General features: G+C 65.4%; 10 protein-coding genes. 7 read left to right on the plus strand and 3 right to left on the minus strand.

Features of this window, described 5'->3' with window-relative positions; translation table 11 throughout:
* Nucleotides 1–3: 3 nt before the first annotated feature.
* Entirely contained in the window at nucleotides 4–1,173 is a 1,170-nt protein-coding gene (locus P0R31_RS08365) for a DNA topoisomerase IB (protein WP_225174083.1), read from the minus strand.
* 391 nt (nucleotides 1,174–1,564) lie between these two features.
* Here P0R31_RS08365 and acs point away from each other — a divergent pair, with 391 nt between their 5' ends.
* On the plus strand, nucleotides 1,565–3,511 hold the full coding sequence (gene acs, locus P0R31_RS08370; protein ID WP_275513668.1) for an acetate--CoA ligase: 1,947 nt from the start codon (nucleotides 1,565–1,567) through the stop codon (nucleotides 3,509–3,511).
* A gap of 425 nt (nucleotides 3,512–3,936) precedes the next feature.
* Entirely contained in the window at nucleotides 3,937–4,452 is a 516-nt protein-coding gene (locus P0R31_RS08375) for a L,D-transpeptidase (protein ID WP_275513669.1), read from the plus strand.
* Nucleotides 4,453–4,505: 53 nt separating this feature from the next.
* Here P0R31_RS08375 and P0R31_RS08380 read toward each other — a convergent pair whose 3' ends face one another.
* Nucleotides 4,506–5,090, minus strand: coding sequence for a thermonuclease family protein (locus P0R31_RS08380; RefSeq protein ID WP_275513670.1), 585 nt, complete (start codon nucleotides 5,088–5,090; stop codon nucleotides 4,506–4,508).
* 201 nt (nucleotides 5,091–5,291) lie between these two features.
* Between P0R31_RS08380 and P0R31_RS08385 the strand changes: the two genes are divergently transcribed.
* From P0R31_RS08385 to cysN, 4 genes are all read left to right on the plus strand, one after another.
* A complete protein-coding gene (locus tag P0R31_RS08385) occupies nucleotides 5,292–7,010 on the plus strand; it encodes a methyl-accepting chemotaxis protein (RefSeq protein WP_275511779.1) in 1,719 nt (572 codons plus the stop codon).
* A 153-nt stretch (nucleotides 7,011–7,163) separates the two neighbouring features.
* Entirely contained in the window at nucleotides 7,164–8,183 is a 1,020-nt protein-coding gene (locus tag P0R31_RS08390) for a sulfotransferase family protein (protein WP_275513671.1), read from the plus strand.
* A gap of 5 nt (nucleotides 8,184–8,188) precedes the next feature.
* Nucleotides 8,189–9,151: a sulfate adenylyltransferase subunit CysD gene (gene cysD, locus P0R31_RS08395; protein WP_275513672.1), complete on the plus strand. Its 963-nt coding sequence runs from the start codon at nucleotides 8,189–8,191 to the stop codon at nucleotides 9,149–9,151.
* Nucleotides 9,151–11,046, plus strand: coding sequence for a sulfate adenylyltransferase subunit CysN (gene cysN / locus P0R31_RS08400; protein ID WP_275513673.1), 1,896 nt, complete (start codon nucleotides 9,151–9,153; stop codon nucleotides 11,044–11,046). The genes cysD and cysN overlap by 1 nt, the downstream gene beginning before the upstream one ends.
* 155 nt (nucleotides 11,047–11,201) lie before the next feature.
* Here the strand turns inward: cysN and P0R31_RS08405 are convergent, their stop codons facing one another.
* Nucleotides 11,202–11,411, minus strand: coding sequence for a DUF1674 domain-containing protein (locus P0R31_RS08405; RefSeq protein WP_275513674.1), 210 nt, complete (start codon nucleotides 11,409–11,411; stop codon nucleotides 11,202–11,204).
* 188 nt (nucleotides 11,412–11,599) lie between these two features.
* On the opposite strand from P0R31_RS08405, the gene P0R31_RS08410 reads away from it, so the two are divergent.
* A complete protein-coding gene (locus P0R31_RS08410; RefSeq protein WP_275513675.1) occupies nucleotides 11,600–12,946 on the plus strand; it encodes an RsmB/NOP family class I SAM-dependent RNA methyltransferase in 1,347 nt (448 codons plus the stop codon).
* Nucleotides 12,947–12,948: the final 2 nt, after the last annotated feature.

Raw genomic sequence — 12,948 nt, forward strand, 5'->3', positions numbered from 1 at the left:
TCGTTACACCGCCGCGGTCGCCACCACCTGTGCCAGCAGCTGCTCGCGCCTGGCCTGCGAACGCTGGCCCGTCATGGTCGCGGCGAAGCGCTCGAGGATGCCCTCCTCGAAGGCGGTGACGATGGTGTCGTGGACGTAGCTCTTGCGGCAGATCGCCGGCGTGTTGGAGAGCTGGTCGGCGGCGGCGCGGATCGCATCCAGCACCTGCTTCTTGCGGCCGCGCTGGCTGCTCGCCGGCGTGATCCGCGACAGCGATTCCACCACGACGGCGGACGCCATCAGCGTGCGGAAATCCTTCAGCGAGATCTTGATGCCGGCGATCTCGCGCAGAAACGCGTTCACCTGGGTGGTATTGACCGCGCGCACGATGCCGGAGGCATCGCGATACTGGAACATGCGCTTGCCGGGAACGCTCTGCAAAATGCCGATGGCGCGCACCAGCTTGGCGGCGTCGCACTCTTTGCGCACCGCTTTGCCGCCCTTGGCCTTGAAGGTCAGCACGAAGCAATCGTCTTCCAGCGTGACGTTGGACTTCAGCAGCGTGGTCGCGCCGCGGGTGCCGTTGAGGCGGGCGTAGGATTCGTTGCCGGGGCGTATCGCGGTGCGCGCGATCAGCTCGATCACGGCCGAGAGCGCGAACTCGCGTGTCGGCTCGTCCCCGGACAGGAACGCCGAGACCTTGCGCCGGATCTTCGGCAACGCGCCGACGAGCTTTGCCAGACGATGCGCCTTGCGCTGCTCGCGGACCTTCTCCCAATCGGCGTGATAGCGATATTGCAGCCGGCCCGCGGCATCGCGGCCCACCGCCTGAAGGTGCGAGTTCGGATCGGCGGAGTAGCGCACCTCGCGATAGGCCGGCGGCACCGCCATGGCGTGCAGCCGCCGGATGGTGCGGGCGTCGCGGATATGCGCGCCGTTGGGACGGACGAAGGAATAGCCCTTGCCGCGCCTGATACGACGGATGGTCAGCTCGTTCTGGTCGCCGAGCCGCAAGCCCAGCTCCTTAGCGAGGGCCTCGACCGTCGCCGCAGGCGCCGTGTCATAGGTCTTCTTGGGGCTCGGGCGCCTGAAACCGCCCGGTTTCGGCCATTGTCCGAGGGCCTTGGCCAGGGCAATGGCTGCAGGATCGGCTGAAGCGGGCCGTATCGTCCCGAGATTCTGCTGATCCATCATGGTCTTACGCCTTAGCCCTGTCCTGTTGTCGATCAATGCCGCTGTTGTAATTTTTGTTCCGAAGGGTCTCTTTGGACCCGGGTTGGCCATTTAGGGTGTTCCGAACACGATTGCGAGTCCCGAATCAGCGAGAAGCGGTTGCCAAATACCTCCAGCCGGCGCATGGGGCTCTGCAGCGTCCCTTCTGGCGGTTTGGGTAAAGAGCCGGAAGGTGCCCGTCGGCCCCGTTTCAGATTTGCGACAGCGGGCCTTCCGGACCTTGATCCTCCGCATGGCCGGCTGCCCGTCGAAGGTCCAGCTTGTGCTCCTTGTCGGGTCCGGTTAGCCCGACGCATAATCCATCAAATGATGATGTCGGCATTGCCTGAGCTTGCCGCATGTGGAGGGAAGCATGTCCGAGAAGATCTACGATATCCCCGCGGAGTGGGCGAAGCGCGCCTGGGTCGACCAGGCCAAGTACAAGGAGATGTACGCCCGTTCGATCTCGGACCCGAACGGTTTCTGGGCGGAGCAGGCCAAGCGCATCGACTGGATGAAGGCGCCGACGAGGATCGAGAACGTCTCGTTCGCGCCGGGCAACATCTCGATCAAATGGTTCGAGGACGGCGTGCTCAACGTCGCCTACAACTGCATCGACCGGCATCTGCCTGCGCGCGCCAACCAGACCGCGATCATCTGGGAAGGCGACGATCCCTCGCAGTCCAAGCACATCACCTACAAGGAGCTGCACGACGAGGTCTGCCGGATGGCCAACATCCTGCGCACCCGCAACGTCGGGAAGGGCGACCGCGTCACCATCTACCTGCCGATGATTCCCGAGGCCGCCTATGCAATGTTGGCCTGCGCGCGGATCGGCGCGATCCACTCCGTGGTGTTCGCGGGCTTCTCACCTGACAGCCTCGCCCAGCGCATCAACGACTGCAAATCCAAGGTCATCATCACCGCGGACGAAGGCCTGCGCGGCGGCAAGAAGGTGCCGTTGAAGGCCAATGTCGATGCGGCGCTCAGCAAGGCTGACGGCGTCGACTGGGTCGTCGTGGTCAAGCGCACCGGTGCCAAGGTCGACATGAACCCCACGCGCGACCTCTGGTACCACGAGGCCGCGGCGATGGTGACCACGGAATGCCCGGTCGAGCACATGCACGCCGAGGACCCGCTGTTCATCCTCTACACGTCGGGCTCGACCGGCCAGCCCAAGGGCGTGCTGCACACCTCCGGCGGCTATCTCGTGTTCGCCTCGATGACGCATCAATACGTCTTCGACTATCACGACGGCGACATCTACTGGTGCACCGCCGACGTCGGCTGGGTCACCGGCCACAGCTACATCCTCTATGGGCCGCTCGCCAACGGCGCGACCACGCTGATGTTCGAGGGCGTGCCCAATTATCCGGATAATTCGCGGTTCTGGAACGTCATCGACAAGCACAAGGTCAACATCTTCTACACCGCGCCGACCGCGATCCGCGCGCTGATGCAGTCCGGCGACGAACCGGTGAAGAAGACCTCGCGCGCCTCGCTCCGTCTGCTCGGCTCGGTCGGCGAGCCCATCAATCCCGAAGCCTGGGAGTGGTATCACCGCGTCGTCGGCGACGACCGCTGCCCGATCGTCGACACGTGGTGGCAGACCGAGACCGGCGGCATTCTGATCACGCCGCTGCCGGGCGCGACCAAGCTGAAGCCCGGCTCGGCGACGCAACCGTTCTTCGGCGTGGTGCCTGAGATCGTCGATGCCGACGGCAAGGTGCTGGAAGGCGAGACATCAGGCAATCTCTGCCTGACGCGCTCGTGGCCGGGCCAGATGCGCACGGTCTACGGCGACCATGCCCGCTTCGAGCAGACCTATTTCTCGACCTATAAGGGTAAGTACTTCACCGGCGACGGCTGCCGCCGCGACGCCGACGGCTATTACTGGATCACCGGCCGCGTCGACGACGTCATCAACGTCTCCGGCCACCGCATGGGCACCGCCGAAGTCGAGAGCGCGCTGGTCGCGCATGAGAAGGTGTCGGAAGCCGCCGTCGTCGGCTTCCCGCACGACATCAAGGGTCAGGGCATCTACGCCTATGTCACCCTGATGGCCGGCGTGCAGCCGAGCGACGAGCTGCGCAAGGAGCTCGTGACCTGGGTGCGCAAGGAGATCGGCCCGATCGCCTCGCCCGACCAGATCCAGTTCGCCCCGGGCCTGCCCAAGACCCGCTCCGGCAAGATCATGCGCCGCATCCTGCGCAAGATCGCCGAGGACGAGCCGGGCAGCCTCGGCGACACTTCGACGCTCGCCGATCCCGCCGTTGTCGATGATCTCGTCAAGAACCGGCAGAACAAGAAGTCGGCGTAAGGCGAGTTCGTGCCCCGGACGCAGCGCAGCGCTCCTTCAGCGGTGCGCTGCTGAGCCGGGGCCCAGCGATCGACCGAAAGAAAGAACTGGGTCCCGGATCGGCGCTCCGCTTCGCTGCGGTTGTCCGGGACACGAGAGCGCGTGTCGCGCCCCTCTCAACCAACGGCCAGTCACACCCTCACGCTGTTGTCAGCGGGCGCGGCAGCGCGCCTGCATCTTTCCCGTCGAGTGTTGTTTTCTGGTCATTTACTTTATTTCGAACATTTCCTTTGTTCCCCCTGCTGGCCTGCCCTCGGCAGCCGCGCGCGGAAACCATTGGGTTAACGGGCGCGGTTAAGAATGAGCATCGACGAGGGCTTGGTGCGGCGACGATTGCCGGTTCTGCGTCATTTTGGACGATCCGATTTGGGCAAGGGGAAGCATCGATGTCGATGAGGATTGCGGTGGCGCTGGCCGCCACCATCGCGGCTGGGGCCTTGACGTCGACGGCGGCGCAGGCGCGGCCGGAAATGGTGGGGGCGCACCTGGCCGACTATTCGCCGGGCACCATCGTGGTCAAAACCAGCGAGCGGCGGCTTTATCTCATCCTCGGGAACGGCCAGGCCGTGCGCTATCCGGTCGGCGTCGGCAAAGCCGGCAAGCAGTGGGCCGGCACCACGAAGATCGACGGCAAATATCTCAATCCGGCCTGGGCGCCGCCCGCCGAGGTGAAGCGCGACAAGCCTGGTATCCCCGACGTCATTCCGGGCGGCTCGCCGCGCAACCCGATGGGCGTTGCGGCGATGACGCTCGCCGGCGGCGAATATGCGATCCACGGCACCAACGTGCCGGGCTCGATCGGGGGCTTCGTCTCCTATGGCTGCATCCGCATGCTCAACGACGACATCACCGATCTCTACCGCCGCGTCTCCGTCGGCACGACGGTGGTCGTGACGCGCTGATCGCCTGAATCAGCCGAGATGAAATGAAAGGCCGCGTCTTCGACGCGGCCTTTTTATTGCCAGAACCGCCAGCCGCGCGCGCACCAGCCGTCGCGATGGCCGCCATTGTAGCTGCGCACGAAGCCGCCGGCGAGCAGTGCCGCCGAAACGTTCGCAGTCCGCCGGGTCGCGACGTCGGCGAGGACTCGGCCGTATTTGTCGGGAGCGAGATTGGTAATGGTCACGCCGCCCTGGCCGAGCAGATCGCGCAAGGCACGGGCCGCCGCTTCGGCCTTGTCCAGCTCCTCCTGGCAGGATGCTTTCAATTCGGGTGCATCGATGCCGCGCAGCCGAATGCGGACCACGGGATCGCGTCCCTCGTGCAAACGAACACGGGCGAGAAAAGTGTCGCCATCGATGGCGCGGATGAATTCGACGGGACGCACATCCGCGTGGCCGGTCTGCTGAAGAACGATCTCGGCATCTCCAGTGCGATCGGTATCGGGAACAAGCCAGTGCGTTCCATGGCGGAATGTGAGCACGACGGCCAGCCCGATGCCCACTACGAACATCCAGGGCAATAGGCCGGAGAAGCGGCGGCCGAACGGCGAGCCGCTGAACTGCGGCCGATAGGAATTGGGGCGATCCTGGAAACGCATCAGCTCACGCTATGACTGAGTCGGGGGAACTCACAAGCATGAGCGCGTCCATGAACGAAGCCGAATGCGCCCGGAGGCCATGCACGAAAGTTCCGTCTCTCAGAAGTCAGCCGTAGTTCTACTGGGGATTCGCGAATATTTTCCAATTCTCAATCATTGGTTGCGAATAGCTGTTATACGACAAACCGAGGGGAGATCGCCGTGAGGTCATTCAGGTTTCGCATTGGAACAAAGCTCGGCATCGTGACAGGCGTGAGCGTCGTGCTGGTCGGCGGCATGCTGACCAATCAGATGCTCGGCAACCGCTCCATTGCCGAATCCAATCGCCTCGTCACGATCAACTATCTCAACAAGGGCAATGCGCAGGCGGCTCAGACGGCGATGGCACGCGCGCAGCTCGCCGCTCTCGAACTCGGCTCGGCACCGTCAGCCGGAGAGGTGGACAGGCTCCTTGAGCTTCTCCGTACCCGGGCCGGCGAGGCCGGCACCGAAATCGATGCCGCGAGAGAGCGGGCGACCCGCAAGGTCACACAGGACGCTTACCGCGAGACCAAGAAATTCGTCGATGCGTATCTGGCCAGCGGCGTCGAGCTCGCCGCGGCGCAAAAGGCGGTCATCGCCGCCCCCGCGGGTGGCGCCAAGCTTGCAGCAGAGTCGGCCAGGGCAAGCATTCTCGCAGAGCATATGCGTCCGGCAGCGCAGGAAGTCAGCAAGCGCATCGACGATCTCGTCGGCGTCGCCAACGAATTCGCCGCGCGCCGCAAGGGCGAGATGCTGGCCGAGCTGGACCGCGTCGCCAATTTCGCTTTGATCGTCGGCCTATTCGTCGTCCTGACGTTGGTCGGCTCCGCAGTCTTTTCCGTCTTGAACGTCGCCCGTCCGATCCGTCGCATTGGCGATGTGCTCCTGCAGCTCGCCGGAGGCAACAAGGCGATCGAAATTCCCTACACCCGCCGTGGCGACGAGGTCGGCGATAACGCCCGCGCGGCACAGGCCTTCAAGGACAATCTGATCCGCATCGAGCAGATGGAAGCCGAGCAGAAGAACCATCAAGCCGCTGCGGCCGCTCAGCGCAAGCAGGAGATGACGCGGCTTGCCAACGCGTTCGAAACTGCGGTCGGCGGCATCATCAACTCGGTGTCGGCTGCATCCCAGGAGCTCGAATCCGCTGCCGGCACGTTGTCGGGTACGGCCGAACAGACCCAGCAGCTCTCCGGAATGGTCGCCGCCGCCTCGGAGGAAGCTTCGACCAATGTCGGGGCGGTGGCGTCTGCGGCCGAGGAAATGAGCACGTCGGTCGTCGAGATCGGCCGCCAGGTGCACGATTCCAGCCGTATCGCCGGCGATGCGGTCAAGCAGGCCGAGCGCACCGATGCCCGAATCAACGAGCTGCTCAAGGCGGCGGGCCGCATCGGCGACGTCGTCAAATTGATCACGGCGATCGCCGAACAGACCAACCTCCTGGCGCTAAACGCAACGATCGAGGCGGCCCGCGCCGGCGAGTCCGGCCGCGGCTTTGCGGTCGTGGCGAGCGAGGTCAAGGCGCTCGCGGCGCAAACCGCGCGAGCGACCGAGGAAATCAGCGCGCAGATCGCCGGCATGCAATCGGCAACGCAGGACTCCGTCGGAGCGATCAAGGAAATCGGGACGACCATCGGCCGCATCTCCGACATTTCGACGACCATTGCCGCGACGATCGAACAGCAGGGCGCAGCGACGGCCGAGATTGCGCGAAACGTCAGCGAAGCCGCCAAGGGAACGGTCGAAGTCGCGGACAAGATCGCCCAGGTCAGCCATGGCGCGAGCGCGACCGGCGCGGCGTCGGGACAAGTATTGGCGTCGGCGCGTTCGCTGTCGAGCGAAAGCAGCCTCCTGAAGACGGAGGTCGAGAAGTTCCTCAGCACAGTGCGCGCCGCGTAATGCGCAACGAAGCCGCGAGCACGATTGCCGTGCTCGCCGGACATTCATGAAGCCCCCGGGATTGCCCGGGTTTGACCGGGGTCGTAATCAACAATAGGTTGAATACTGAGCCGTAAGCAACTCGCTTGCGGAACCTGTTCAGCGAGTCCCGCCATGAATATCGATGCGTCGTCCCCCGATTCGCTCGAGCGAATCGCCGAACTCGTTCGTCAGCAAGATAGTTCTCTCGACACCACGCTGCTTCCGCCGGTGGAGGGGTTCCAAACCAGGACCGCCGCGCTCGAAACGCTGATGCGCGAGGTGACGGAGTGCCTGGCGGACGGCTTCCGGCATCGCTCGCCGCAAGACTTTCCCATGCTCTATTTTGCATGCGGCAAGGCGCGCGTCGGATCGACGGCCCTGAGCAATCTGTTCGGCATGACCGGGATGCCTTCCTATTATCAGCCTTTGAAGGCCATGCTGCGCGATGCGCTCGTCGGCAAGAGGCCGGCGCCGTGGACCGTGCCGTCGGCAGACGACGAGCCGCACATCTTCAGCAAGGAAACGATCGGGCCCTACGTGCTCGCCGAGAGCCTGTTCAATCCGCTCAAGCTGCTGATCGAGGCGGGCTATCCGCGGCACCGGCTGCATCTCATCATGCTCGACCGTGAGCCGGCGAGTTCACTGGCGTCGTGGCTCGACAAGCTGATCTCGCGCGCGCCTGAAGATGTATTGCTGCGGCACTATGTCGTCGCCGCGCTCAGCGCGGCTCAAGTCGCAAGCTACGCCCAGCGACAGGGCGTTGCCGTCACTCACTACGTCTACGAGGTGAGCAAGGAGGCCGTGACCTCGGTTCGTGTCCTGTTCGAACGGATCGGCCTTTCGGGCAGCTTCAACGAGAATGCCGTCACGTCCTGGCGTGAGCCGGGAGACTCGCACGCGAACAATGCGCGCGTCATCTTCCCGAGCGAAGCGACGATCTACAAGGTGCCCAATTTGCACACCTCCGACAGTGCCTATCGCTACCAGCGCCGTGCGACGGCCTCTCTGAGCGAAGCGCAACGCGAGGCTCTGGAGCGCTGCGGGGTCAATGATGCGTATCGCGCCGCGGTCGCCGCCTGCGTTCGCGATCTCGGCCTGAATGCGGCACTGTCGCAACGTCTGTTCGGCGACTGGTTTGCTGCGGCCGCGTGATCGTCATGCTGGACATTCCCACCGGAGCCGATTCCGCACTCCGTGAAGGTGCTGGCGGCAAGCAGCGTCACGTCGCCAGCCATCTCCGCCGGCTGGAGGCGGAAAGCATCCACATTCTGCGAGAGACGGCGGCCGAGTTCCGCAAGCCGGTCATGCTGTATTCCATCGGGAAGGATTCGTCGGTGCTGCTGCATCTAGCGATGAAGGCCTTCGATCCCGGCAAGCCGCCGTTTCCGCTGCTGCATGTCGATACGACCTGGAAGTTTCGCGAGATGATCGCGTTTCGGGACCGACGCGCGCGCGAGCTCGGTCTCGACCTGATCGTCCATACCAACAATGACGGATTGAGCCAGGGCATCGACCCTTTCACCCACGGCTCGGCCCGCTACACCGACGTCATGAAGACGCAAGCGCTGCGACAGGCGCTGGACTTCCACGGCTTCGACGCCGCGATCGGAGGCGCGCGGCGCGACGAGGAGAAGTCGCGCGCCAAGGAGCGCGTGTTCTCGCACCGCAGCGCCGCGCATCGCTGGGATCCGAAGAACCAGCGGCCGGAGCTGTGGGGCCTGTACAACACGAGGCTCGCGCCCGGTGAGAGCATGCGGGTGTTTCCGCTGTCGAACTGGACCGAGATCGACGTATGGGACTACATCCTGCTCGAGGACATCCCGATCGTTCCGCTCTATCTCGCAGCGTCGCGCCCGGTGGTCGAGCGCGACGGCGCGCTGATCATGGTGGACGACGACCGGATGCCGCTGCAGCCCGGCGAAGCGCCGCAATGGCGCTCCGTCAGGTTTCGCACCCTCGGCTGCTATCCCCTCACCGGCGCAACGAGCTCGACGGCGGCAACCCTGCCCGAGATCGTGCAGGAGATGATGGCGTCACGCACCTCCGAACGACAGGGACGCATGATCGACCGGGACAGTCCCGCATCGATGGAGCGCAAGAAGGCGGAAGGTTATTTCTGATGTCCTATCACGAGGCATCGACGATCGCCGCCGCCGATGCGCCGCGGCTCGAGCAAGACGATCGCCCGACGTTGCGTTTCGTCACCTGCGGCAGCGTCGACGACGGCAAGAGCACGCTGGTCGGCCGGCTGCTCTATGATTCGAAGACGCTGCTCGACGACCAGCTCGACGCGCTCGCCTCGGAGAGCAAGACCGCCGGCACCACCGGCGGCGACCTGGACTTCGCGCTGCTGGTCGACGGGTTGCAGGCCGAGCGCGAGCAGGGCATCACCATCGACGTGGCCTACCGCTTCTTCGCCACGAAGCTGCGCCGCTTCATCGTCGCCGACACGCCGGGGCATGCGCAGTATACGCGCAACATGGCGACCGGCGCCTCCAATGCCGATCTCGCCGTGGTGCTGGTCGACGCGCGCAAGGGCGTGATCACGCAGACGCGCCGCCACAGCCACATCCTGTCGCTGCTCGGCATCCGCCACGTCGTGCTCGCCGTGAACAAGATGGACCTGATCGGATTTGACGGCGATCGCTTCGCTTGCATCACCGCCGAATACCTGACTCTGGCCGGCCAGCTCGGGATCTCCCAGGTTCAGTGCATCCCGGTCGTTGCGCCCGACGGCGACAACATCGTCGCTGCGAGCACGCGCATGCCCTGGTACGAGGGGCCGACCATTACGGCCTATCTGGAATCCGTGGACGTCGCCGGCGACGCCTCGCAGCAGCCGTTCCGGCTGCCGGTGCAGTGGGTGAGCCGGCCGCATGCGAATTTTCGCGGCTTCTGCGGACGGATCGCGAGCGGAACGATCGCGGTGGGCGATGCCGTTCGCGCGCAACCGTCGGGACACCAGACCCGCATCGCGCGCATTCTCACGCCCGCCGGCGAGCGCAATCACGCAAGGTCGGGCGAGTCCATCACCCTAACGCTCGCCGATGAGATCGACGTCAGCCGCGGCGACGTGCTGACCGCCGCATCTGCAGCGCCGGTGTCGGATCAGCTCGCGGCCCATCTCGTCTGGTTCGATGGCGAGGCCATGGTCGCCGGCCGGCGCTATCTGCTCCGGTGCGGCACCGCCTCGACGGGCGCGGTGATCACGGAACTCAAGCACCGGATCGCCATCGACACCATGGCGCGGGAAAGCGCCACCACGCTCGACGTCAACGAGATCGGCTATGTCCATCTCGATCTCGACCGCCCGCTGGTGTTCGAGGCCTACCGCGACAACCGCGAGATGGGCAGTTTCATCCTGATCGACCCGATCAGCCATCGCACTGCCGCGGCGGGAATGATCGACATGTCGCTCCGCCGCGCCACCAACGTTCATTGGCAGCGGCTTGCGGTCGACAAATCCGTGCGAGCCCGGCTGAAGCAGCAACGTCCCTGCGTGCTCTGGTTCACGGGGCTGAGCGGCGCCGGCAAATCGACCATCGCCAATCTCGTCGACAGCCGGCTTGCCGAGCTCGGGCGCCATGCCGCGTTGCTCGACGGCGACAATCTTCGTCACGGCATCAACCGCGACCTCGGCTTTTCCAACGCGGAGAGAACGGAGAACGTCCGGCGCGTCGCGGAGATCGCGGGGCTGTTCGTCGAGGCCGGCTTGATCGCGCTGGTGGCGCTGATCTCGCCGTTCCGCAGCGAGCGCGAGCTGGCGCGCCAGCGGCTCGCAACGGGCGAGTTCATCGAGATCCATGTCGCGACGCCGCTTGCCGAATGCGAGCGCCGCGATCCCAAGGGGCTCTATCGCAAGGCTAGGTCGGGCCAGCTGCCGGCATTCACCGGCATCGATCATCCCTATGAAGCGCCGCTGGCGCCCGACATCACCATCGACACCTCGGAAATGTCGAGCGAGGCGGCCTGCGAGCGCATCATCCGCTACTTGCGAGCGCACAATTACCTGTAGCGACCGGGACGAGTTCTGCCTCGGATGCAACGGCGTCATGGCCGGGCTTGTCCCGGCCATCCACGCCGCCGCAATCGGGTACCCCGAGAGGATAGAGCCCTCACCGGCGCCGTCGGCGCGACCTCTCCCGCAAGCGGAGAGGTTAAGTAAGCGCCTCAGAAGTCGGAAGCGATGCCCTTGCGCTCCCAATCGCCGTAGCGGGTGGGCTCGGGCCCCTGCGGCCCCTGCAGCTCCTTCGCCTTGGTCTCGTTCTTGGCCTCATCCTTGGCCTTGGCGGCAGCAGCCTGCCGGCGCGCCTCGGCCTCGGCCAGCGCGCGCTGGGCGGCCGGCGACAGCGACTTGCGATCGGGAACGGGGTCACTCATCGCCGCGCTTTCTAGCGCAGGACCGGACACAACGCGATGCCCAATAACGCATTCCTGAAATCGGCTCGGAGCGCTGAAAAACTCGCAAGCGATTCTTACATTTGGCATATTCGCGTGTCAGAGATCGCCTTCTCAAGGCATGCGCCCATCGCGGCGGAACTGCCGCTCGTTCAGAACCTTGCTTCCGCATGCCATCTCAACGTTTCGTCCCTCCGTCCGAAGTGCCCGGCCTTGCGGCGCGACGGATTGCCGCCGACATCGTCGACGGCGTGCTGCACAAGCACCGCACGCTCGACGACCAGCTCGACGGCGGCGGTGCCCATCCCGGACTGAAGACGCTGGCCGACCGCGACCGCGCGCTGATGCGGCGCCTGGTCGCCACCGTGCTGCGCCGGCTCGGCACGCTCGGCCATGTGCTGTCCCGCCTGCTCGACAAGGGCGTTCCCTCCGACGCGCCACGCGCGCAGAGCGCACTCTTGATCGGCGCCGCCCAGATCCTCTGGATGGACGTGCCGGATCACGCCGCGGTCGATCTCTCCGTCCGCCTCGTGCAATCCGACCGCCGCGCCGCGCGCTATGCCGGGCTCGTCAACGCCGTGCTGCGTCGCTGCGCGCGCGAGGGCAAGGCGCTGGTCGAGGAGGTCGCGACGCAATCGCTGGATCTGCCGCCATGGCTGCTCGCGCGCTGGAGCGCGCATTATGGCGAGGCGACCGCACGAGACATGGCATCGGCGCTCGGCCACGAGCCCTCGCTCGATCTCACGGTGAAATCGGATCCCGCCCAATGGGCAAGCCGCCTGCATGGTGAGACGCTGCCGACGGGAACGGTGCGGATGCTGCTGCATGGTTCGGTGACCATGCTGCCCGGCTTCGCCGAAGGACAATGGTGGGTACAGGATGCCGCCGCCGCGTTGCCCGCCCGGCTGTTCGGCGATGTCAAAGGCAAGTCCATTGCCGATCTCTGCGCCGCCCCTGGCGGCAAGACCGCGCAGCTGGCGCTCTCGGGCGCGCAGGTCACGGCGATCGACCGCTCGCCGGCACGGGTGGCGCGTTTGCGCGAAAACCTGGCGCGGCTGTCGCTGCAGGCCGAGACCGTCGTCGCTGACGCCGTGGAATGGGCTGGCCCGGCGGAGGCGTTCGACGGTATTTTGATCGATGCTCCCTGCACCTCCACCGGCACGATCCGCCGGCATCCCGACGTCGCATGGCTGCGGCAGGACTCCGACATCGCTACCCTGGCCGCGCTACAGCAGCGGCTGCTGCGCAAGTCGGTGTCGCTGCTCAAGCCGGGCGGGACGCTGGTCTATTGCACCTGTTCGCTGGAACCCGAGGAGGGCGAGCAGGCGGTGGCGGCACTGCTCGCCACCGAGCCCGCGCTTCGCCGCGCTCCGATCGTGGCATCGGAGGTTGCGGGCCTCGACGAAATCCTCAACCGGGACGGCGACCTGCGCACCCTGCCCTGCCATCTGCCGAACGCCGATCCCAGGCTCGGCGGGCTCGACGGATTTTTCGCGGCCCGGCTCGTTAAATCCTGATT

Source organism: Bradyrhizobium yuanmingense (assembly GCF_029167105.1).
GTDB lineage: Bacteria > Pseudomonadota > Alphaproteobacteria > Rhizobiales > Xanthobacteraceae > Bradyrhizobium > Bradyrhizobium yuanmingense_A.

What these genes read in the sequence shown, in the direction of transcription:
- cysD (WP_275513672.1), top strand. Translation starts at nt 8,189, where the DNA reads ATGCTGGACATTCCCACCGGAGCCGATTCCGCACTCCGTGAAGGTGCT.
- P0R31_RS08390 (WP_275513671.1), top strand. Translation starts at nt 7,164, where the DNA reads ATGAATATCGATGCGTCGTCCCCCGATTCGCTCGAGCGAATCGCCGAA.
- P0R31_RS08410 (WP_275513675.1), top strand. Translation starts at nt 11,600, where the DNA reads ATGCCATCTCAACGTTTCGTCCCTCCGTCCGAAGTGCCCGGCCTTGCG.
- P0R31_RS08405 (WP_275513674.1), bottom strand. Translation starts at nt 11,411, where the DNA reads ATGAGTGACCCCGTTCCCGATCGCAAGTCGCTGTCGCCGGCCGCCCAG.
- cysN (WP_275513673.1), top strand. Translation starts at nt 9,151, where the DNA reads ATGTCCTATCACGAGGCATCGACGATCGCCGCCGCCGATGCGCCGCGG.
- P0R31_RS08380 (WP_275513670.1), bottom strand. Translation starts at nt 5,090, where the DNA reads ATGCGTTTCCAGGATCGCCCCAATTCCTATCGGCCGCAGTTCAGCGGC.
- P0R31_RS08365 (WP_225174083.1), bottom strand. Translation starts at nt 1,173, where the DNA reads ATGATGGATCAGCAGAATCTCGGGACGATACGGCCCGCTTCAGCCGAT.
- P0R31_RS08375 (WP_275513669.1), top strand. Translation starts at nt 3,937, where the DNA reads ATGTCGATGAGGATTGCGGTGGCGCTGGCCGCCACCATCGCGGCTGGG.
- acs (WP_275513668.1), top strand. Translation starts at nt 1,565, where the DNA reads ATGTCCGAGAAGATCTACGATATCCCCGCGGAGTGGGCGAAGCGCGCC.